This window comes from Streptomyces sp. NPDC056061 (genome assembly GCF_042266885.1).
Taxonomy (GTDB): domain Bacteria; phylum Actinomycetota; class Actinomycetes; order Streptomycetales; family Streptomycetaceae; genus Streptomyces.
Genome location: NZ_JBHJWQ010000024.1, coordinates 118786 through 139781, shown reverse-complemented (window position 1 = coordinate 139781; position 20996 = coordinate 118786). Strand labels below are relative to the sequence as shown.

14 protein-coding genes are annotated in these 20996 nt (G+C 70.1%); 10 read left to right on the top strand and 4 right to left on the bottom strand.

What is annotated here, in order from left to right; genetic code table 11:
• From mtrA to ACFC79_RS28405, 6 genes are all read left to right on the top strand, one after another.
• A complete protein-coding gene (gene mtrA / locus ACFC79_RS28430) occupies positions 1-690 on the top strand; it encodes a two-component system response regulator MtrA (protein ID WP_187438793.1) in 690 nt (229 codons plus the stop codon).
• Position 691: 1 nt separating this feature from the next.
• Positions 692-2728, top strand: coding sequence for an MtrAB system histidine kinase MtrB (gene mtrB / locus ACFC79_RS28425; protein ID WP_376245650.1), 2037 nt, complete (start codon positions 692-694; stop codon positions 2726-2728).
• Between the two features lie 85 nt (positions 2729-2813).
• On the top strand, positions 2814-4580 hold the full coding sequence (locus ACFC79_RS28420; RefSeq protein ID WP_376245647.1) for an LpqB family beta-propeller domain-containing protein: 1767 nt from the start codon (positions 2814-2816) through the stop codon (positions 4578-4580).
• 105 nt (positions 4581-4685) lie between these two features.
• Positions 4686-5459, top strand: coding sequence for a ComF family protein (locus ACFC79_RS28415; RefSeq protein ID WP_376245644.1), 774 nt, complete (start codon positions 4686-4688; stop codon positions 5457-5459).
• A gap of 297 nt (positions 5460-5756) precedes the next feature.
• A complete protein-coding gene (gene hpf / locus ACFC79_RS28410; RefSeq protein ID WP_376245641.1) occupies positions 5757-6446 on the top strand; it encodes a ribosome hibernation-promoting factor, HPF/YfiA family in 690 nt (229 codons plus the stop codon).
• A 188-nt stretch (positions 6447-6634) separates the two neighbouring features.
• A complete protein-coding gene (locus ACFC79_RS28405) occupies positions 6635-7417 on the top strand; it encodes a response regulator (RefSeq protein ID WP_376245638.1) in 783 nt (260 codons plus the stop codon).
• A gap of 140 nt (positions 7418-7557) precedes the next feature.
• Here ACFC79_RS28405 and ACFC79_RS28400 read toward each other — a convergent pair whose 3' ends face one another.
• Positions 7558-8733: a winged helix-turn-helix domain-containing protein gene (locus ACFC79_RS28400; RefSeq protein WP_376245636.1), complete on the bottom strand. Its 1176-nt coding sequence runs from the start codon at positions 8731-8733 to the stop codon at positions 7558-7560.
• 91 nt (positions 8734-8824) lie between these two features.
• Complete coding sequence (locus ACFC79_RS28395; protein ID WP_376245633.1) at positions 8825-9433, bottom strand: GNAT family N-acetyltransferase; 609 nt, start codon at positions 9431-9433, stop codon at positions 8825-8827.
• Positions 9434-9672: 239 nt separating this feature from the next.
• Between ACFC79_RS28395 and secA the strand changes: the two genes are divergently transcribed.
• Positions 9673-12489, top strand: coding sequence for a preprotein translocase subunit SecA (gene secA, locus ACFC79_RS28390; RefSeq protein WP_376245631.1), 2817 nt, complete (start codon positions 9673-9675; stop codon positions 12487-12489).
• Positions 12490-12784: 295 nt separating this feature from the next.
• On the opposite strand, the gene ACFC79_RS28385 is transcribed toward secA, so the two are convergent.
• A complete protein-coding gene (locus tag ACFC79_RS28385; protein ID WP_376245629.1) occupies positions 12785-13213 on the bottom strand; it encodes an Rv3235 family protein in 429 nt (142 codons plus the stop codon).
• A gap of 289 nt (positions 13214-13502) precedes the next feature.
• Between ACFC79_RS28385 and ACFC79_RS28380 the strand changes: the two genes are divergently transcribed.
• Positions 13503-14009, top strand: a complete 507-nt coding sequence (locus ACFC79_RS28380; RefSeq protein WP_376245627.1) for a DUF6912 family protein — start codon at positions 13503-13505, stop codon at positions 14007-14009.
• Between the two features lie 113 nt (positions 14010-14122).
• Positions 14123-14794 carry an HAD family hydrolase gene (locus ACFC79_RS28375; protein ID WP_376245624.1) on the top strand — a complete coding sequence of 224 codons (672 nt, stop codon included), beginning with the start codon at positions 14123-14125 and terminating at the stop codon, positions 14792-14794.
• A gap of 109 nt (positions 14795-14903) precedes the next feature.
• On the opposite strand, the gene ACFC79_RS28370 is transcribed toward ACFC79_RS28375, so the two are convergent.
• On the bottom strand, positions 14904-15473 hold the full coding sequence (locus ACFC79_RS28370) for a DJ-1/PfpI family protein (protein WP_376245621.1): 570 nt from the start codon (positions 15471-15473) through the stop codon (positions 14904-14906).
• Between the two features lie 390 nt (positions 15474-15863).
• On the opposite strand from ACFC79_RS28370, the gene ACFC79_RS28365 reads away from it, so the two are divergent.
• Positions 15864-20876, top strand: a complete 5013-nt coding sequence (locus ACFC79_RS28365) for an NAD-glutamate dehydrogenase (protein ID WP_376245618.1) — start codon at positions 15864-15866, stop codon at positions 20874-20876.
• The last annotated feature ends 120 nt before the right edge of the window (positions 20877-20996 follow it).

Below are 20996 nucleotides of genomic sequence, written 5' to 3'. Positions count from 1 at the left end.
ATGATGTCGATTATGAAGGGACGCGTCCTTGTCGTCGACGACGACACCGCACTGGCCGAGATGCTCGGGATTGTGCTGCGTGGTGAGGGGTTCGAACCGTCGTTCGTAGCGGACGGCGACAAGGCACTTGCCGCGTTTCGTGAGGCCAAGCCGGACCTGGTCCTGCTGGATCTGATGCTGCCCGGAAGGGACGGCATCGAGGTCTGCAGGCTGATCAGGGCCGAGTCGGGTGTGCCGATCGTCATGCTCACCGCCAAGAGCGACACGGTCGATGTGGTGGTGGGCCTGGAGTCCGGGGCCGACGACTACATCGTGAAGCCGTTCAAACCCAAGGAGTTGGTGGCCCGGATCAGGGCACGTCTACGGAGGTCCGAGGAGCCCGCGCCGGAGCAGCTCGCCATCGGGGACCTGGTCATCGACGTGGCCGGTCACTCGGTGAAGCGGGAGGGTCAGTCGATCGCGCTCACGCCGTTGGAGTTCGATCTGCTGGTCGCGCTCGCACGCAAGCCGTGGCAGGTCTTCACCCGTGAGGTGCTGCTGGAGCAGGTGTGGGGGTACCGTCACGCCGCCGACACCCGGCTGGTGAACGTGCACGTCCAGCGCCTGCGGTCCAAGGTCGAGAAGGATCCGGAGCGGCCCGAGATCGTGGTGACGGTCCGAGGGGTCGGCTATAAGGCCGGACCGAGCTGATATGCCCCAGGGTGGCGCTGCTCCGCAGCCCGGGGCATCGGCAGCCCGCACGGAGGGGGCCGTCGCTCCTGAACACAGGAGGTCCCGGGCGGGACGTCTGCTGCGGGGCGGCCGGTTGTTCCACGACCGGGCGCCCGGCGGTCCCGTGCCGCGACTGCTGATGCGCTGGGTGCGGCGGCCGCTGCTGCCCGCCGTACGGCTGTGGCGCCGCAACCTCCAGCTGCGGGTCGTCGCCGGCACGCTGCTGATGTCGCTCACGGTGGTGCTGCTCCTGGGACTGGTCGTGATCGGGCAGGTGCGCAACGGCCTGCTCGACGCGAAGGGCAAGGCGGTTCAGATACAGGCCGCCGGTGGGTTCGCCGCGGCGCAGGAGAAGGCGAACGCCCCGCTCAACCACGGAGGCCAGGGCGGCGAGACCGCGGATGGCGCGACGGCCAACAATTCCTGGCGGACCGAGCTCGTCGACCAGCTCGCCAGCGGTGGCAAGAACGCCTTCAACGTGGTGGCGCTCAGCGCGGACGACGGCACACGTGCGCCGCGCGGCTCGGGCAGCGTGGATGCGGCGAGCATTCCGCAGCGTCTGCGGGACAAGGTGAACCAGGGCTCCGGGGCGTTCCAGACGTACTCCGAGATCAAGTACGCGAACGGGCCGGAGTCGGAGCCCGGGCTCGTCGTGGGCAAGCGCCTCTACGACATCGACCACAACCCGTACCAGCTCTACTACCTCTTCCCGCTGACGCAGGAGGAGAAGTCGCTGACCCTGATCAAGGGCACGCTGGCAACCGCAGGGCTGTTCGTCGTCGTGCTGCTCGGGGCCATCGCGTGGTTCGTGGTGCGGCAGGTCGTCACGCCCGTGCGGATGGCGGCGGGCATCGCCGAGCGGCTCTCCGCCGGTCGGCTCCAGGAACGGATGAAGGTCACCGGTGAGGACGACATCGCCCGGCTCGGTGAGGCCTTCAACAAGATGGCGCAGAACCTCCAGCTGAAGATCCAGCAGCTGGAGGAGCTGTCCCGGATGCAGCGACGTTTCGTCTCGGACGTCTCCCACGAGCTGCGGACACCGCTGACGACCGTGCGGATGGCCGCCGACGTCATCCACGAGGCGCGCAGTGACTTCGATCCGGTGACGGCGCGTTCGGCGGAACTGCTCGGGGACCAGCTCGACCGGTTCGAGTCGTTGCTCTCCGACCTGCTGGAGATCAGCCGGTTCGACGCGGGCGCCGCGGCGCTGGAGGCCGAGCCGATAGATCTGAGGCAGGTCGTGCACCGGGTGATCGGCGGGGCCGAACCGCTGGCCGAGCGCAAGGGCACCCGGATCAGGGTGGTCGGCGACGGGCAGCCGGTGATCGCGGAGGCCGACGCACGGCGGGTGGAGCGCGTCCTGCGCAACCTGGTCGTCAATGCGGTCGAGCACGGTGAGGGCCGGGATGTCGTGGTGCGGATGGGGGCGGCCGGTGGTGCGGTCGCCGTCGCCGTCCGCGACTACGGGGTGGGGCTCAAGCCGGGCGAGGCCACGCGCGTGTTCAACCGCTTCTGGCGCGCCGACCCGGCCCGGGCACGGACGACGGGCGGCACCGGGCTCGGGCTGTCCATCGCCGTGGAGGACGCCAGGCTGCACGGCGGCTGGTTGCAGGCATGGGGCGAACCGGGCGGCGGGTCGCAGTTCCGGCTGACTCTGCCGCGTACGGCGGACGAGCCGCTGCGCGGTTCGCCGATACCGCTGGAGCCCGAGGATTCCCGGCGCAACCGGGAGAACCGCGAAAGGGCCATACCCGCCGGCACCGGGGACGCACACCGGCGGGCGGCGGTACCCGTCCAGCCCCGGGGCAACGACCGGCCCGCACTGCCGTCGGCACCCTCCGTCTCCGCAGCGGCTCCCCGGACGGCGCCGGTCTCGGTCCACCCGGCGGCCCTGCCCGGCAGCGGTGCGCGGGTGGTCGCGCGTTCCGCCGAGGACCGGCCGGACGGAGGCCCGGGAGGCGACATCGACTCGGACGCACGGGACCCGGAGCAGGGGGAAACGAATCGTGGGCGCTGACCGCCACAGGGTCGGGTACGGACGCGTGCGGGGGGCGTTGGCGCTGTTCGGGTCCGGTGTGGTGCTGCTTTCCGCATGCAGTTCCATGCCCACCACGGGGGACGTCAGGCCCGTCGACGGTCCGCCGCTCGGCGATTCGCAGGTACAGGTGTACGCCGTGGCGCCGCGTGCCAACGCCACCCCGAACGAGATCGTCGACGGCTTCCTGGAGTCCATGACCAGTGACGACCCGAAGTTCGAGACGACGCGTCAGTACCTGACGCAGCGGGCGCGGAGGGCCTGGAGGCCGAGTGCGTTCACGACGGTGCTCGCCGAGGCGCCCAACCGCAGCGACCGCCCGTTGAGCGACAGAGATCCCGGCGTCACCGAGCTCGCCTACACCCTGACCGGGGAGAAGGTCGCGACGGTCGACGGCCAGAGTGCCTACCAGCCGCTCGCGCCCACCGACTACAGCGAGACGCTGCACCTGGTCAGGGAGGACGGGCCGGACGGCAAGGAATGGCGCATCGACATGGTGCCCGACGGGTTGCTGCTGGGGCAGTCGGACTTCAGGCGCCTCTACCGTTCGGTCGACAAGTACTACTTTGCCGCGGGGCGGACGGGGGAGCGGCCGACGCTGGTGGCCGACCCCGTCTACCTGCGCAGCCGTACGGACCCCGCGACGCGCATGGACACCGTGACGCAGGCGGTCCGCCGTCTCCTGGCGGGCCCGACCGACTGGCTGCGTCCGGTGGTCCGCTCCGGCTTTCCTCCGGGCACGGCGCTGAAGGAGGGGGTCACGTCGCTGGCGGCCGACGACAACAACGTGTTGAGCGTCCCTCTCGACAAGAAGGCGGATGACGTCGGGCAGGGAACCTGCCGCATGATGGCCGCACAGATCCTCTACACCGTGCGGGATCTGACGTCCGCGCGGATCGAGGAGGTCCACCTGCAGCGTCCCGACGGTTCCAAGCTGTGCGTCCTCGGGGCGGACGAGGCCGAGGATTTCGCGCCGGACGGTTTGTCGAGCGGGCAGGACAGCCAGTATTTCGTCAATGCCAAGGGGCATGTGGAGCGCATTCCCGGCAGTACCAGGGGCAGTGGGACGCCGGAGCCGGTGTCCGGCCCGCTCGGCACCGTGCTGGGGGCGGGCGAGATCGGCGTGGCCCGGGACGAGCAGTGGGCCGCGGCGGTTTCGCCGGACAAGGCATCCCTCTACGTGTCGTCCATCGTCTCGGACAGTGAGGTTCCGGCAGCCCTGGTGAGCAGCAAGGGCAAGAAGTCGGAGGACCGGCTGTCGGCGCCGAGCTGGGACGGCCGGGGCGACCTCTGGGTGGCCGACCGGGATCCGGGCAGGCCGAGGCTGCTGCGGGCGGTGGGAGGCGCCGGCAAGCCGCAGGAGGTCGCGGTGCCGGGCCTGGGCGACGGGCGGATCGAAGCTTTGCGGACGTCCGCCGACGGTGTGCGCATCGCGCTCCTGGTGGGTCAGGACGGCCACAAGACCCTCAGGATCGGCCGGATCGAGCGGCACGGTGAAGGGGAGGAGCAGCAGCTCTCGGTGGTGGATCTGCGGCAGGCCGCACCGCAGTTGACGGATGTCACCGCGATGTCGTGGTCGGGCCGGAGCCGTCTCGTGGTGGTCGGCAGGGAACAGGGCGGCGTGCAGCAGGTGCGCTATGTGCAGACGGACGGTTCGACGCCGGCGTCGGGCGTCCTGCCCGGGCTGAACCAGGTGTCGTCGATCGCCGCGGCGGACGACGAGCAGTTGCCGCTGATGGCGGCGACACTGAGCGACGGGATAGTGAAACTCTCCCCGGGGGACAACTGGCAGACGGTGGTCAAGGACGGCACGGCGCTCGTCTATCCGGGCTGACGTCCGGGCTCCGCCGGCGGGAACCGCCGCCCGTACGGCGGTTCCCGCCGTTCCGCGTTTTCCACAGGGGTGGCCGGGTTCTCCCGGGGAGCGCACAGTGGAGTCATGCGGGGATGGTGGCGGGAGATCTCCGGGCTTGTCCTGCCGGCTTCCTGCGGCGGTTGCGGCAGGCCGCGCGTGGAGCTGTGCGAGGAATGCCGGGCGGATTTGTACGGCGGGATGCCGCGCCGGGTGAGGCCCGTGCCGGAGCCCTCGGGTCTGCCGGTGGTGCACGCGGCCGCGGCGTACGAGAACACGGTGCGCGCGGTGCTCCTGGCCCACAAGGAGCGGGGCGCGCTGGGGCTCGCGGGTGCGCTCGGAACGGCTCTGGCCGGTGCCGTCCGGGCCGGGGCCGGTGGCGGACGTGCGGGAGCCGCCGGTGCGGTGCTGCTGGTGCCCGTGCCGTCGGCGCGGCGGGCCGTGGCGGCACGGGGACATGATCCGATGCGGCGGATCGCGTTGGCCGCCGCCGGTGAGTTGCGGCGACGCGGTGTGGTGGCGCGGGCGGTGCCGGTGCTTCGGCAGCGTCGTGCGGTCTTCGACCAGGCGGGCCTGGGAGCCCGGCAGCGGCGGGAGAATCTCGCGGGTGCCCTGGAGGCCGTGGCGGGGGGTGAGCGGCTCCTCGCGGCCGGACAGGTGGTGCTGGTGGACGATCTGCTGACGACCGGTGCCTCGCTGACCGAGGCCGCGCGGGCGATCGGCGCGGCGAGCGGCGGCGACGGCGGGTGTGGGTCGGTTCCGCACGGCAGGGTGCGGGCGGCCGTTGTCGCGGTATCTCCCTCGGCCTTCGAAATAAACCGGAACTGTTCGCGAACTTGCAACGTTGCAGGTAGTGAGTGAGTAAAAAGACCTGAGCGGAGGTACGTGCGAGTAGCGGGTGCCGAGATCGGGCCGGGCAGGCTATGTTCGGTTGTGTGAGGAATGGTGAATGCCGGACCTCAATGAATGCACCGCCAGGTTTCGGGCAGGTAGCTCACCGATGGTTCATGAGCAGGAATGTCGGTGGGGTCGATACCCCGCCGATGGGGGAGCAGGAGGTGGAAGTCACCGAGTCCGCGGCTCCGGTCGATACCGGGGCCTGGTGCAAAAGGGAGATGCTCCGCCGCCGAGCGGAGCGATCCGGGAACGGAGTTCTGCGTGGACATCGTCGTCAAGGGCCGCAAGACCGAGGTGCCCGAGCGGTTCCGCAAGCACGTGGCCGAGAAGCTGAAGCTGGACAAGATCCAGAAGTTCGACGGCAAGGTGATCAGCCTCGACGTCGAGGTGTCCAAGGAGCCGAACCCCCGTCAGGCCGACCGTTCCGACCGGGTGGAGATCACGCTCCGCTCGCGTGGTCCGGTCATCCGGGCGGAAGCGGCGGCGGGTGACCCGTACGCGGCGCTGGACCTGGCCACCGGCAAGCTGGAGGCGCGGCTGCGCAAGCAGCACGACAAGCGCTACAGCCGCCGCGGCAACGGCCGGATCTCCGCCGCGGAGGTGGGCGAGGTCGTTCCGGACGCGGCGTCGTTCAACGGCGAGGGGGAACTGGTCCCCGGCGAGACGGGGGAGGTCGTACCGACCACCAGGTTCGGCTCGCTGGAGGTGCAGGGCGAGGGTCCGCTGGTGATGCGCGAGAAGACGCACGTCGCCGCACCGATGTCGCTCGACCAGGCGCTCTACGAGATGGAGTTGGTCGGGCACGACTTCTATCTGTTCGTCGATTCCGAGACGAAGGAACCCAGTGTCGTCTACCGGCGGCATGCTTATGACTACGGTGTCATCCACCTGAGGACCGACCCGCTGGCCGCCGATGGCGCGAGCGGTGCGGGCGGCGCGCTCGGCGGCTGAAGCGAATCCCTCCACGGTGCCCCCGGGAGCGTCTGTGCGCTACCGGGGGTACGCGTGTGCGGAGAGTGGGATCACCGCTCCGGCGTCCGGGCATGAAATCATGTCGTCCCAAGCCAACCGGTGTTCTGCGGACCGCGGTTGGCGGACCGTGTGTGAACTTCAGGCCGTGGCCTTCAGGGGGAGGAACGATGGCGGACACCTTCGGGCCCGTGCGCGACGCCAACCATCGCGTCGCCGACCACCGCGACGCGGACCATCGGGGCGTGTATCACGCCGACGATGCCGCTGCTGCGGATGGCGGCTTCCGCAAGGAACCGATCCGGGTGCTCGTCGTGGACGACCACGCGCTCTTCCGTAGAGGTCTGGAGATCGTCCTCGCGCAGGAGGAGGACATCGAGGTCGTCGGCGAGGCGGGTGACGGCGCGGAGGCGGTCGACAAGGCGGCCGATCTGCTGCCCGACATCATCCTGATGGACGTGCGGATGCCCAGGCGCGGCGGCATCGAGGCATGTACGTCGATCAAGGAGGTGGCTCCCAGTGCGAAGATCATCATGTTGACGATCAGCGACGAGGAGGCCGACCTCTACGACGCGATCAAGGCGGGCGCCACCGGTTATCTCCTCAAGGAGATCTCCACGGACGAGGTGGCCACGGCGATTCGCGCGGTCGCCGACGGGCAGTCCCAGATCAGCCCCTCCATGGCGTCCAAACTGCTCACCGAGTTCAAATCGATGATCCAGCGGACCGACGAGCGTCGGCTCGTACCGGCCCCGCGGCTCACCGACCGGGAACTCGAAGTCCTGAAACTCGTGGCGACGGGCATGAACAATCGCGATATCGCGAAGGAACTGTTCATTTCCGAGAACACCGTGAAGAACCACGTCCGCAACATTCTGGAGAAGCTCCAGCTGCACTCCAGGATGGAGGCAGTGGTCTACGCCATGCGGGAGAAGATCCTGGAGATCAGGTGAACGGCGCGGCGGCGCGATGACGGAACCGGCCACGGCGGCCGGAAGCGGGCCGGGGCCGGGGCACACGCTCAGCCCATAGGGCGGGCTCAGCCCAGGGCACGGGCTCAGCCCAGGGCACGGGCTCAGCCCAGGGCACGGGCTCAGCCCAGGGTGCGGGTGATCTCCTGAGCGAGCGGTCCGCGCAGTTCCGGTGCGTCCACCCGCTCCAGCCGGATGTCCGTGCAGCCGACCCAGGACGCCGCCTCGACCAGGGCGGCGGCCATCGGTTCCACGGCCCGGCGGTCCTCCAGGGACACCTGGCGGGCGACCAGCGTGCTGCCCTCGCGGGCCGGGTCGACACGTCCCCGCAGCCGTCCCCCCGCCAGCAGCGGCATCGCGAAGTACCCATGTATCCGCTTGGCCTTGGGGGTGTATGCCTCCAGACGGTGCGTGAAGCCGAAGATCCGCTCGGTGCGTGCCCGCTCCCAGATCAGGGAGTCGAACGGCGACAGCAGTGTCGTGCGATGCCGACCGCGCGGCTCCGAGGACAGCGCTGCCGGGTCCGCCCAGGCGGGCTTGGCCCAGCCCCGCACCGTCACCGGTACCAGGCCGGAGTCCGCCACCACCGCGTCGAACTGCTCGCCCTTGAGCCGGTGGTAGTCCGCGATGTCGGCACGGGTCCCGATGCCCAGGGACTGTCCCGCGAGCGCCACCAGCCGCCGCAGGCACTCCGTGTCGTCCAGATCGTCGTGCAGCACCGCGTCGGGCAGCGCCCGCTCGGCGAGGTCGTACACCCGCTTCCAGCCGCGGCGCTCGGTGCACACCACCTCGCCGTACATCAGGGCACGTTCCACGGCGACCTTCGAGGCCGACCAGTCCCACCACTCGCCGCCGTTCTTCGCGCCGCCCAGTTCCGTCGCCGTCAGGGGGCCCTCGGTACGCAACTGCTTGATCACCGTCTCGTAGGCGCCGTCCGGCAGGTCGTGGTACCAGTGGGGGCGGTTGCGGTACGCGCGGCGGCGGAAGGCGAAGTGCGGCCACTCCTCGACCGGCAGGATGCAGGCCGCGTGCGACCAGTACTCGAAGGTGCGGCCGCCTGACCAGTACGCCTCCTCGATCGTGCGCCTGGCGACCGTGCCGAGGCGCGCGCGGGGGATCAGTTCGTGCGAACGTGCGAGCACCGAGATCGTGTCGAGCTGGACGGCACCGAGATGCCGCAGCACCCCGGGGACCCCGGCCCTGCGGTTCGGTGCCCCCAGGAAGCCCTGGGCGCGCAGGGCGATCCTGCGGGCCTGGTCGGCGGAGAGTTCGACGGCGGGGGGCGGCACAGACGTCATGTCCCGCACCTTAGACGCAGGCACTGACAGCGGACCGGCGTCCGGTCGGTTCAGTAGGTTCAGTAGGTTCAGTGAGTTCAGTAAAGTCCAGTCAGTTCGGTCGGTCCGGCGGGAGGCCGGTGGGCCGGTCGGCCGCGGGCAGGTAGGTCCGGCCGCCCGGCAGGCCGAGATCGGACGGGAGCAGCGCACCGACCCAGGCATCGCGCCGCACTTCCTTGTTGAGCAGCCCCGACCGCTGTTCGCCCTCCATGCGGAAGCCGGCCCTCAGCGCAACGGCGCGCGAGGCGGCGTTGCCGACCTCGGCCCGCCACTCCAGCCGGTCGCAGCCGAGCGAGTCGAAGGCCCAGCGGGCTGCGGACAGCACCGCCTCCGTCGTGTAGCCGCGGCCCCGGTGCTCCTCGGCGGTCCAGAACCCCACCTCGAACGTGTCCGGGAGGTTGCGGCGCGTGAGGCCGAGGGCACCGGCCAGGGCTTCGCCCTCGCGCAGCACCACCGCGAAGTTGTACATGGAGTCGTCCCGCCAGCCGCCCGGACAGATCTCCTGGGTGAAGAACTCCGCGTCGGCACGGCGGTACGGGGAGGGCACGACGGTCCAACGCCGGATGTCGGGGTCCTGGCAGGCGGAGTGGATCCTGTCCGTGTCGGCATCGGTGAACGGGCGGAGCAGCAGACGCTCGGTGGTGAGGGTGATCGGTTCCATGAACGGATTCTGGTGAGGCTGCGGCCGGGAGGCGAACACTTTTCGGACTTCCCGGCACCTTCGGCGTCCCCCGTCCGTTGACTCGGAAGGGATGGAGCGGTCGACGCGGCGGCAGCCCTCCCGGCGCGGCGGGGTCCTCGCTTACGATGGCCGTTGCGGTGGGGCCCGCCTACCGTGCCCGCGCCAGCGTCCATCACACGACCCAGTGCCAGGCCCGACCGGCAAGGAGACCAGCCTCAGTGTCCGTCTTCAACAAGCTCATGCGTGCAGGCGAAGGCAAGATCCTGCGCAAACTGCACCGCATCGCGGACCAGGTCAGCTCCATCGAAGAGGACTTCATCAACCTCTCCGACGCCGAGCTGCGGGCGCTCACCGACGAGTACAAGGAACGGTACGCGGACGGCGAGAGCCTGGACGACCTGCTTCCCGAAGCGTTCGCGACCGTCCGCGAGGCGGCCAAGCGCGTCCTCGGACAGCGCCACTACGACGTCCAGCTCATGGGCGGCGCAGCCCTGCACCTCGGATACGTGGCCGAGATGAAGACCGGCGAGGGCAAGACCCTGGTCGGCACCCTGCCGGCGTACCTCAACGCGCTGTCCGGCAAGGGCGTGCACCTGATCACGGTCAACGACTACCTGGCCGAACGCGACTCCGAGCTGATGGGCCGGGTCCACAAGTTCCTGGGCCTGACCGTCGGCTGCATCATCGCCAACATGACGCCGGCCCAGCGCCGTGAGCAGTACGGTTGCGACATCACGTACGGCACGAACAACGAGTTCGGGTTCGACTACCTCCGCGACAACATGGCATGGTCCGCGGACGAGCTCGTCCAGCGCGGCCACAACTTCGCCGTGGTCGACGAGGTCGACTCGATCCTCGTCGACGAGGCCCGTACGCCGTTGATCATCTCCGGCCCGGCCGACCAGGCCACCAAGTGGTACGGCGACTTCGCCAAGCTGGTCACGCGCCTGACCAAGGGCGAGGCGGGCAACCCGCTCAAGGGTGTCGAGGAGACCGGCGACTACGAGGTCGACGAGAAGAAGCGGACCGTCGCCATCCACGAGTCCGGTGTCTCGAAGGTCGAGGACTGGCTGGGCATCGAGAACCTCTACGAGTCGGTGAACACCCCGCTCGTCGGGTACCTCAACAACGCCATCAAGGCCAAGGAACTCTTCAAGAAGGACAAGGACTACGTCGTCATCGACGGCGAAGTCATGATCGTCGACGAGCACACCGGCCGAATCCTCGCCGGTCGCCGCTACAACGAGGGCATGCACCAGGCGATCGAGGCGAAGGAGGGGGTGGACATCAAGGACGAGAACCAGACGCTCGCCACGATCACCCTGCAGAACTTCTTCCGCCTCTACGGCAAGCTCTCCGGCATGACCGGTACGGCGATGACCGAGGCCGCCGAGTTCCACCAGATCTACAAGCTCGGCGTGGTCCCGATCCCGACCAACCGCCCGATGATCCGCGCCGACCAGTCGGACCTGATCTACCGGACCGAGGTCGCCAAGTTCGCCGCCGTCGTCGACGACATCGTCGAGAAGCACGAGAAGGGCCAGCCGATCCTGGTCGGCACCACCTCGGTCGAGAAGTCCGAGTACCTCTCGCAGCAGCTCTCCAAGCGCGGCGTCCAGCACGAGGTCCTCAACGCGAAGCAGCACGACCGCGAGGCGACGATCGTCGCCCAGGCCGGCCGCAAGGGCGCCGTCACGGTCGCGACGAACATGGCCGGACGAGGCACCGACATCAAGCTCGGCGGCAACCCCGACGACCTCGCCGAGGCCGAGCTGCGCCAGCGCGGCCTCGACCCGGTCGAGCACGTCGAGGAGTGGGCGGCCGCGCTGCCGGCCGCGCTGGAGAAGGCCGAACAGTCCGTGAAGGCGGAGTTCGAGGAGGTCAAGGATCTCGGCGGGCTCTACGTCCTGGGCACCGAGCGGCACGAGTCGCGGCGTATCGACAACCAGCTGCGCGGTCGTTCCGGACGTCAGGGCGACCCGGGCGAGTCCCGCTTCTACCTGTCGCTCGGCGATGACCTGATGCGGCTGTTCAAGGCGCAGATGGTCGAGCGCGTCATGTCGATGGCCAACGTGCCGGACGACGTGCCGATCGAGAACAAGATGGTGACGCGGGCGATCGCGTCGGCCCAGTCGCAGGTCGAGCAGCAGAACTTCGAGACGCGGAAGAACGTCCTGAAGTACGACGAGGTGCTCAACCGGCAGCGCGAGGTCATCTACGGCGAGCGTCGCCGGGTCCTGGAGGGCGAGGACCTCCAGGAGCAGATCCGCCACTTCATGGACGACACGATCGACGACTACATCCGTCAGGAGACCGCCGAGGGCTTCGCCGAGGAGTGGGACCTGGACCGGCTGTGGGGCGCGTTCAAGCAGCTGTACCCGGTGAAGGTCACCGTCGACGACCTGGAGGATGCGGCCGGGGACCGGGCCGGGATCACCGCCGAGTTCATCGGCGAGTCCATCAAGGACGACATCCACGAGCAGTACGAGGCGCGTGAGAAGCAGTTGGGCTCGGACATCATGCGCGAGCTGGAGCGGCGCGTGGTGCTGTCCGTCCTGGACCGCAAGTGGCGTGAGCACCTCTACGAGATGGACTACCTCCAGGAGGGCATCGGCCTGCGGGCCATGGCGCAGAAGGACCCGCTGGTCGAGTACCAGCGCGAGGGCTTCGACATGTTCAACGCCATGATGGAGGGCATCAAGGAGGAGTCCGTCGGCTACCTGTTCAACCTGGAGGTCCAGGTCGAGCAGCAGGTCGAGGAGGTTCCGGTGCAGGAATCCGCCGAGCCGACCTCGCTCGCCAAGGAGGACGTCGTCCCGGCGGCACGGCCGGAGATCCGTGCCAAGGGGCTCGACGCCCCGCAGCGCCCGGATCGGCTGCACTTCTCCGCCCCCACGGTGGACGGCGAGGGCGGGGTCGTCGAGGGCGACTTCTCCAGCGACGACTCCGCCGCGGCGTCCGGCTCCGGCGGGATGACCCGGGCGGAGCGGCGCAAGGCGCAGAAGGGCGGCGGCGGACGCCGCCGGAAGAAGTAGCGGTACATCGGTACCGGTGCGGCGTCGGGCGGACCCGACGCCGTTGCCGGTCGGGTCGCGGCCGGGGCCGGGCACCTTTCGAGGGTGCCCGGCCCCGGCGCGTTCCCGTCCCTCGTTCTCCTTCCGGCTCCCGTTTCGGTTCCAGCTCCGGTTCCGGTTCCAGTTCCAGCTCCAGTTCCAGTTCCGGGCCATGGGTTCTCTCCGGGGCGTGGCGGTGCGGCTCGTGCGGTCGGCCTCTTCGGCCGGTTCCGGGCAGGAACGGGTCCCGTGCCCCGGCCGGAACGGCGCGGCACGCTCACCGGGATGCGGCCGCGTGCAGCCTCTCGTCGCCCAGTTCCACCGCCGCGCAGCGCCACCGCAGGTCCCTGCCCTGCTCCAGACGGAAGGCGATGGCCCGGATCTGCTCGCCCGCCGCGATGCTCGCGCACGCCTCCACCACCCCCGGAACCGGCTGGGCGCCGTGGCACATGCGGATCACCGGGCGGGCCCCGCAGCTGCCGAGCGGGGTGCGCGGCGCCAGTTCGGCGAGTTGGTCGTACGCCTCGCCGATGGTGTGTCCGAGCATCCAGTGCACCGGGCGCTGGCCACTGAGAACGGCCAGCAGACGCTCGGCGAACCACTGGTGGGGACGGACACGCCGGGGAACCCTCGTGCGCTGCGGCGGTACGGTCTCGGGCCTGCGGCGGTCGTGCCGTCCTGCGGGTCGGGTCCTGTTCGTGCTCATCGCGCATCGCCCCCGTGCTTCAGAGGCCCGGGTCAGTACCGGGCAGTAACTTCTGATGGGGATCTTCTACGGCGGCGGGAAGGTGCTGGCAAGCACCGGTGCGCCTCCGGAGAGGGAAGGGGTGAATCACCTATCCGGGTGATGGAGGCCGTGCGGCGGAGTGCGCGGCAGGCGCGGGGAGGGTGAGAGGCGGTTGCCGGGTGGACGGGGCCGGCCGGGGCGCACGTAGCCCCAAAGGAGGATGCCGCACGTATCCTGAGGGCGTTTCCGACTACGAAAGCGGCAAGCCATGCGCGTGTACGTCCCCCTGACCCTGTCCGGTCTCGCAGCGGCGCATCGGGCGGGCGAGATCGGCCCCGGTCCGCTGACCGCCTACGCGGTGACGCCGGGGCTGCGCGAGTGGTACGTCTCCGACGACATCGAGGAGCTGGAGTACGCGGCGCTGAACCGGGCCGCGGCGGCCTCGCTGCGGCTGATCGCCCAGAACCCCGACATCGTCCGGCGGCGGGTCGTCGTAGCCGTCGACGTACCGGACGGCGCGGCCGTGGCCGACCCGGACCGCAGTCTCGACGCCTCGTCGCTCGGAGAGGTGCGGATCGCGTCCGCAGTGGCGCTGACCGACGCCGCCTCGGTGCACGTCGACGCGGACGACGCGGAGAAGGACGTCGCCGCGGCCGCGGCGGCGCTGGGCGCGGCGGACCTCGGTGACGACGACGCGCAGTTCACCGTGGACGGTGCCGAGGATCACGAGCTGCTGTGGTTCGGCATCCAGGAGATCCCGAACCTGATCGGCTGACGCCGGGCCGGGGCTCCCTCCGGGCGGAGCGTCCGTGCCGGGCCTCCTCCCCGCAGCCGGGGCCGCACCGCTCCCGTGCGGATTGTCGGACCCGGGCGGTACATTTCTTCGTCATGGGGACGCACGGGAAGCACCGCACGCATCTGGTCTGGGACTGGAACGGCACTCTGCTCGACGACAACGCCGCGGTGGTCGGTGCGACGAACGCCGCCTTCGGCGAGGTCGGCCTGGAGCCGATCACGCTGGACCAGTACCGCGAGATGTACTGCATCCCGATACCCCGCTTCTACGAGCGGCTGATGGGCCGGTTGCCCACGGACGCCGAATGGGAGCGGATGGACGTGATCTTCCACGAGTACTACGCCGAGCGGCGTGCCGCCTGCGGGCTCACCGAAGGCGCTGCGGACCTGCTCGCGCGGTGGCGGCTGGACGGCGGGAGCCAGTCGCTGCTGAGCATGTACGGGCACGACCAGCTGGTCCCCACGGTGCGGGGGTACGGCATCGAACGGCACTTCCTGCGGGTCGACGGGCGCACCGGCCCGTCCGGCGGCAGCAAGGCGCGGCACATGGAGCGGCACCTCGCCGCGCTGGACGGCGTGTCTCCGGAGCGCACCGTGGTCATCGGTGACGCCGTGGACGATGCCGTGGCCGCGGCCCATGTCGGCGCGCGGGCCGTGCTCTACACCGGGGGATCGCACAGCAGGTCCAGCCTGGAGGCGGCGGGGGTGCCCGTGGTCGACAGCCTGGCCGAGGCCGCGGACCTCGCCGCGCGCATGGCCGGGTGACGCGGGCGCGGGGCCGGACGGGGCGACGGGACGGAGCCGGGCCGCGACGGCCACGAGTGACGTCGGGCGGTCACGGGCGGAGCCGGGCCGGGTGGCCGTACGAGTGGCGTCAGGCGGTCACCGGGGCCTTCGTGCGGAGCACCTTCAGGAACTCGCGCATCCACGCCGAGTGGTCCGGCCAGGCGCGGGAGGAGACCAGCACCCCGTCGACCACCGCCTCGTGGTCCTCGAAGGCGGCGCCCGCCGCCTGCATGTCCAGCTCCAGCGCGGGATACGCGGTGACGCGCCGGCCGGTCAGCGCGTCGACCGCCGCCGTCATCAGCGGACCGTGGCAGATCTGCGCGACCGGCCGGTCCGAGTCGAAGAACGCCTTGAGGATCTTGCGCAGCTCGGGATCGTTGCGCAGATACTCCGGGGCACGTCCGCCCGGCACGACGAGGGCGACGTAGTCCTCGGGGGCGACCTCGGAGAAGGCGAGATCGGCGGGCCAGGTGTAGCCCGGCTTCTCGGTGTACGTGTCGAAGCCCGGTTCGAAGTCGTGGACCACGAAGCGGAGGATCTTGCGGGCGGGGGCCGCGACGTGGACGTCGTAGCCCTCCTCGCGCAGCCGCTGGTAGGGATAGAGGACTTCCAGGGACTCGGCGGCGTCGCCGGTGACGATCAGGATCTTCGGTGCCATGGCGGGGCTCCCACGGTTCGTCGGCCTGTTCCGAGTACCAGAGTGCGACAGCACGGGCCGACGCGCTGTCCAGAGTGTCAAACTTCCGCCCCGTCTTTTGTACACATGCGGCTCGTGACGGTTATGGGTGGTGTCGAGATAGCCTGGACCCCGTGATCAGTGCGATACGTCTCGGGGGCAGCGAAGCCCCCGGCCTGCGCCCGGAGTGCCACAGCACCCGGGCCACGACTGATCCTCTCCACCCGGGACGAGCGTCAAGAATGGCCAATATGGTCCCCGGAATCTCTCGAAGCGGCATAGCGTCGAATCCGACCGGTAACCCCGTGTCGTGGCGGTACGTCGCTGTTTACACCTACGTCACGCAACGGCGCGCGACAGGAGCCAGAGGACATGCAGACCAAGCTGGACGAAGCCAAGGCAGAGCTGCTCGCACGGGCCGCCAAGGTAGCTGACAACAGCCCGGGCGGTGGTGTCGGTGGCCCGGGCGGTGCCCCGCGGGTGCGTGTCGCAGCCGCAGGGACCGAGCAGGAACGTCCCGGCCAGGACACCATCCTCGCCTACCTCCAGCGCTACTACCTGCACACCGCCCCGGAGGACATCGGCGGCCGCGACCCCGTCGACGTCTTCGGCGCCGCCTCCTCCCACTTCCGGCTCGCGGAGGCTCGTCCGCAGGGCACGGCGAACGTCCGGGTGCACACCCCGACCGTCGAGGAGAACGGCTGGACGTGCAGCCACTCCGTCGTCGAGGTCGTCACCGACGACATGCCGTTCCTCGTCGACTCCGTCACCAACGAACTGACCCGCCAGGGCCGCGGCATCCACGTCGTGATCCACCCGCAGGTCGTCGTCCGCCGTGACGTCACCGGCAAGCTCATCGAGGTCCTCACCGAGGGCAACGGCCTCCCGGCGACCCCGCAGGGCCGGAAGGCGGCCAAGACCGCCAAGGACGGCGGCGCCGAGCTGCCGCACGACGCGCTCGTCGAGTCCTGGATCCACGTCGAGATCGACCGTGAGACCGACCGCGCCGACCTCCAGCAGATCGCCGCCGACCTGCTGCGGGTGCTCTCCGACGTGCGGGAGGCCGTGGAGGACTGGGGCAAGATGCGCGAGGCCGCGCTGCGCATCGCCGACGACCTGCCCGGCGAGCCGCTCGACGACCTCGGCGAGGACGAGGTCGAGGAGGCCAGGGAGCTGCTGCGCTGGCTGGCCGCCGACCACTTCACCTTCCTCGGCTACCGCGAGTACGAGCTCAAGGACAGCGACGCGCTGGCCGCCATTCCCGGCACCGGCCTCGGCATCCTGCGTTCCGACCCGCACCACACCGTCGACGAGGCCCACCCGGTCAGCCCGTCCTTCGACCGGCTGCCCGCCGACGTCCGGGCCAAGGCCCGTGAGCACCGGCTCCTCGTCCTCACCAAGGCCAACAGCCGGGCGACCGTCCACCGCCCCAGCTACCTCGACTACGTCGGCGTGAAGAAGTTCGACGCCGCCGGCAACGTCATCGGGGAGCGCCGCTTCCTCGGCCTGTTCTCGTCCGCCGCCTACACCGAGTCCGTGCGCCGGGTGCCCGTCATCCGCCGCAAGGTCGCCGAGGTGCTGGAGGGCGCGGGCTTCTCGCCCAACAGCCACGACGGCCGCGACCTGGTCCAGATCCTGGAGACCTACCCGCGCGACGAGCTCTTCCAGACGCCCGTCGACCAGCTGCGCTCCATCGTCACCTCCGTGCTGTACCTCCAGGAGCGCCGCCGGCTGCGGCTCTACCTGCGCCAGGACGAGTACGGGCGCTACTACTCCGCGCTGGTCTACCTGCCGCGCGACCGCTACACCACCGGTGTGCGGCTGCGCCTGATCGACATCCTCAAGGAGGAACTGGGCGGCATCAGCGTCGACTTCACCGCCTGGAACACCGAGTCGATCCTCTCCCGGCTGCACTTCGTCGTCCGGGTCGCGCCGGGCACCGAGCTGCCGCACCTCACCGACGCGGAGGCGGACCGCATCGAGGCCCGGCTCGTCGAGGCCGCCCGCTCCTGGGCCGACGGCTTCCAGGAGGCGCTCACCGCCGAGTGCGGCGAGGAACGCGCCGCCGAGCTGCTGCGCCAGTACGGCCGCTCGTTCCCCGAGGGCTACAAGGCCGACCACTCGCCGCGCGCCGCGGTGTCCGACCTGGTCCACCTCGAAGCGCTGAAGAAGGACGAGAAGGACTTCGCCCTCAGCCTGTACGAGCCGGTCGGCGCCGGACCCGGCGAGCGCCGCTTCAAGATCTACCGCACGGGTGAGCAGGTCTCCCTCTCCGCGGTCCTCCCCGCCCTGCAACGGCTCGGCGTCGAGGTCGTCGACGAGCGCCCGTACGAGCTGCGCTGCGCGGACCGCACCCACGCCTGGATCTACGACTTCGGGCTGCGGATGCCGCAGACCAACGGCAGCGGCAACTACCTCGCCGACGACGCCCGCGACCGCTTCCAGGACGCCTTCGCCGCCGTGTGGACCGGCGCCGCCGAGAACGACGGCTTCAACGCGCTGGTGCTCGGCGCCGGCCTGGGCTGGCGCCAGGCGATGGTGCTGCGCGCCTACGCGAAGTACCTGCGGCAGGCCGGTTCGACCTTCAGCCAGGACTACATGGAGAGCACTCTCCGCAACAACGTCCACACCACCCGGCTGCTGGTCTCCCTCTTCGAAGCCCGGATGTCCCCGGAGCGGCAGAGCGCCGGCACCGAGCTGACCGACGGACTCCTGGAGGAGCTGGACGGGGCCCTGGACCAGGTCGCCTCGCTCGACGAGGACCGCATCCTGCGCTCCTTCCTCACCGTCATCAAGGCCACCCTGCGCACCAACTTCTTCCAGACGGAGGAGGACGGCACGCCGCACGGCTACGTCTCGATGAAGTTCGACCCGCAGTCCATCCCGGACCTGCCGGCACCCCGCCCGGCGTTCGAGATCTGGGTCTACTCGCCGCGTGTCGAGGGCGTGCACCTGCGCTTCGGCAAGGTCGCCCGAGGCGGTCTGCGCTGGTCGGACCGGCGGGAGGACTTCCGCACGGAGATCCTCGGCCTGGTCAAGGCCCAGATGGTGAAGAACACGGTCATCGTGCCGGTCGGCGCCAAGGGCGGCTTCGTCGCCAAGCAGCTCCCGGACCCGGCCGTCGACCGCGACGCCTGGATGGCCGAGGGCATCGCCTCCTACCGCACCTTCATCTCGGCGCTGCTCGACATCACCGACAACATGGTGGCCGGCGAGGTCGTGCCGCCCAAGGAGGTCGTCCGGCACGACGAGGACGACACCTACCTGGTCGTCGCCGCGGACAAGGGCACCGCGAAGTTCTCCGACATCGCCAACGAGGTCGCGGTCTCCTACGGCTTCTGGCTCGGCGACGCGTTCGCCTCCGGCGGTTCCGCCGGATACGACCACAAGGGCATGGGCATCACCGCCCGCGGCGCCTGGGAGTCCGTCAAGCGGCACTTCCGCGAACTCGGCCACGACACCCAGACACAGGACTTCACCGTCGTCGGCGTCGGCGACATGTCGGGTGACGTGTTCGGCAACGGCATGCTGCTCTCCGAGCACATCCGGCTCGTCGCCGCCTTCGACCACCGGCACATCTTCATCGACCCCACCCCGGACGCCGCCACCTCGTACGCCGAGCGGCGCCGCCTGTTCGACCTGCCGCGCAGCTCCTGGGCCGACTACGACAAGGAACTGCTCTCCGCGGGCGGCGGCATCCACCCGCGCACCGCCAAGTCGATCCCGATCAACGCGCACATCCGCGAGGCGCTCGGCATCGAGGCCGGCGTCACCAAGATGACGCCCGCCGACCTGATGCAGACCATCCTCAAGGCCCCCGTGGACCTGGTCTGGAACGGCGGCATCGGCACGTACATCAAGTCGTCCGCCGAATCGAACGCGGACGTCGGCGACAAGGCCAACGACCCGGTCCGGGTCGACGGCAAGGACCTGCGGGCCAAGGTCGTCGGCGAGGGCGGCAACCTCGGTGCCACCCAGCTCGGCCGCATCGAGGTCGCCCGGGGCGGCGGCCGGATCAACACCGACGCGATCGACAACAGCGCCGGTGTGGACACCTCCGACCACGAGGTGAACATCAAGATCCTGCTCAACGGCCTCGTCCGGGACGGCGACATGACCGTCAAGCAGCGCAACAAGCTGCTCGCCGACATGACCGACGAGATCGGCCGCCTGGTGCTGCGCAACAACTACGCGCAGAACGTGGCGCTCGCCAACGCCACCGCCCAGTCGGCCTCCCTGCTCCACGCCCACCAGCGCTTCATGCGCCGACTGGGCCGCGACGGGGACCTGGACCGCGGGCTGGAGTTCCTGCCCAACGACCGGCAGATCCGCGAGTTGCTGAACGGCGGCAGGGGTCTGACCCAGCCGGAACTTGCCGTGCTGCTCGCCTACACCAAGATCACTGCGGCGCGTGACCTCATCCGGACCAGCCTCCCGGACGACCCGCACCTCCAGAAGCTGCTGCACGCCTACTTCCCGCAGCAGCTGCGCGAGCAGTTCCCCGAGGCGGTCGACGGACACGCGCTGCGCCGCGAGATCATCACCACGGTGCTGGTCAACGACACGGTGAACTCCGGTGGTTCGAGCTTCCTGCACCGGTTCCGGGAGGAGACCGGGGCGTCCGTCGAGGAGATCGTGCGGGCGCAGTTCGCGGCCCGCGAGATCTTCGGCCTGGGCCAGGTGTGGGACGCGGTCGAGGCGCTCGACAACGAGGTCGCCGCCGATGTGCAGACCCGGATCCGGCTGCACTCGCGCAGGCTCGTGGAGCGCGGCACCCGCTGGCTGCTCGGCAACCGGCCGCAGCCGCTGGCGATCGCCGAGACGATCGACTTCTTCAAGGCGGGAGTCGAGCAGGTCTGGGCCGAACTGCCCAAGATGCTCCAGGGCGCCGACCTGGACTGGTACCAGTCGATCCTGGACGAGCTGACCGAGGCGGGCGTCCCGGGCGAGCTGGCCCAGCGGGTCGCCGGATTCTCCTCCGCCTTCCCGGCGCTGGACGTCGTGGCGATCGCGGAGCGCACCGGCAAGGACCCGCTCGCCGTCGCCGAGGTGTACTACGACCTCGCGGACCGGCTGGGCATCACCCAGCTGATGGACCGGATCATCGAGCTGCCGCGGGCCGACCGCTGGCAGTCCATGGCCCGCGCCTCCATCCGCGAGGACCTGTACGCGGCACACGCCGCGCTCACTGCGGACGTGCTGGCCGTGGGCAACGGGACCTCGACGCCCCAGGAGCGGTTCGAGGCGTGGGAGGAGAGGAACGCGGCGATCCTCAGCCGGTCGCGTTCCACCCTTGAGGAGATCCGGGGATCGGACGCGTTCGACCTGGCGAACCTGTCGGTGGCCATGCGGACGATGCGGACGCTGCTGCGCACCCATGCGTGACGCCAGGTAAAGGGGGCGGGGGGGGGACCCGCATAACCCGGGGCCCCCCCCCCCCCCCCAATACCCCCCGGAATGTAAATAGGGGAAGTGGGGGCCCCCCCGGACCCCCGGCGCGGCCGA

Coding starts and splice junctions, on each gene's coding strand:
- ACFC79_RS28415 (WP_376245644.1), top strand. CDS start 4,686: ATGCGGGGATGGTGGCGGGAGATCTCCGGGCTTGTCCTGCCGGCTTCC.
- ACFC79_RS28365 (WP_376245618.1), top strand. CDS start 15,864: ATGCAGACCAAGCTGGACGAAGCCAAGGCAGAGCTGCTCGCACGGGCC.
- mtrA (WP_187438793.1), top strand. CDS start 1: ATGATGTCGATTATGAAGGGACGCGTCCTTGTCGTCGACGACGACACC.
- ACFC79_RS28395 (WP_376245633.1), bottom strand. CDS start 9,433: ATGGAACCGATCACCCTCACCACCGAGCGTCTGCTGCTCCGCCCGTTC.
- ACFC79_RS28380 (WP_376245627.1), top strand. CDS start 13,503: ATGCGCGTGTACGTCCCCCTGACCCTGTCCGGTCTCGCAGCGGCGCAT.
- ACFC79_RS28370 (WP_376245621.1), bottom strand. CDS start 15,473: ATGGCACCGAAGATCCTGATCGTCACCGGCGACGCCGCCGAGTCCCTG.
- ACFC79_RS28400 (WP_376245636.1), bottom strand. CDS start 8,733: ATGACGTCTGTGCCGCCCCCCGCCGTCGAACTCTCCGCCGACCAGGCC.
- ACFC79_RS28385 (WP_376245629.1), bottom strand. CDS start 13,213: ATGAGCACGAACAGGACCCGACCCGCAGGACGGCACGACCGCCGCAGG.
- ACFC79_RS28405 (WP_376245638.1), top strand. CDS start 6,635: ATGGCGGACACCTTCGGGCCCGTGCGCGACGCCAACCATCGCGTCGCC.
- ACFC79_RS28375 (WP_376245624.1), top strand. CDS start 14,123: ATGGGGACGCACGGGAAGCACCGCACGCATCTGGTCTGGGACTGGAAC.
- mtrB (WP_376245650.1), top strand. CDS start 692: ATGCCCCAGGGTGGCGCTGCTCCGCAGCCCGGGGCATCGGCAGCCCGC.
- ACFC79_RS28420 (WP_376245647.1), top strand. CDS start 2,814: ATGCCCACCACGGGGGACGTCAGGCCCGTCGACGGTCCGCCGCTCGGC.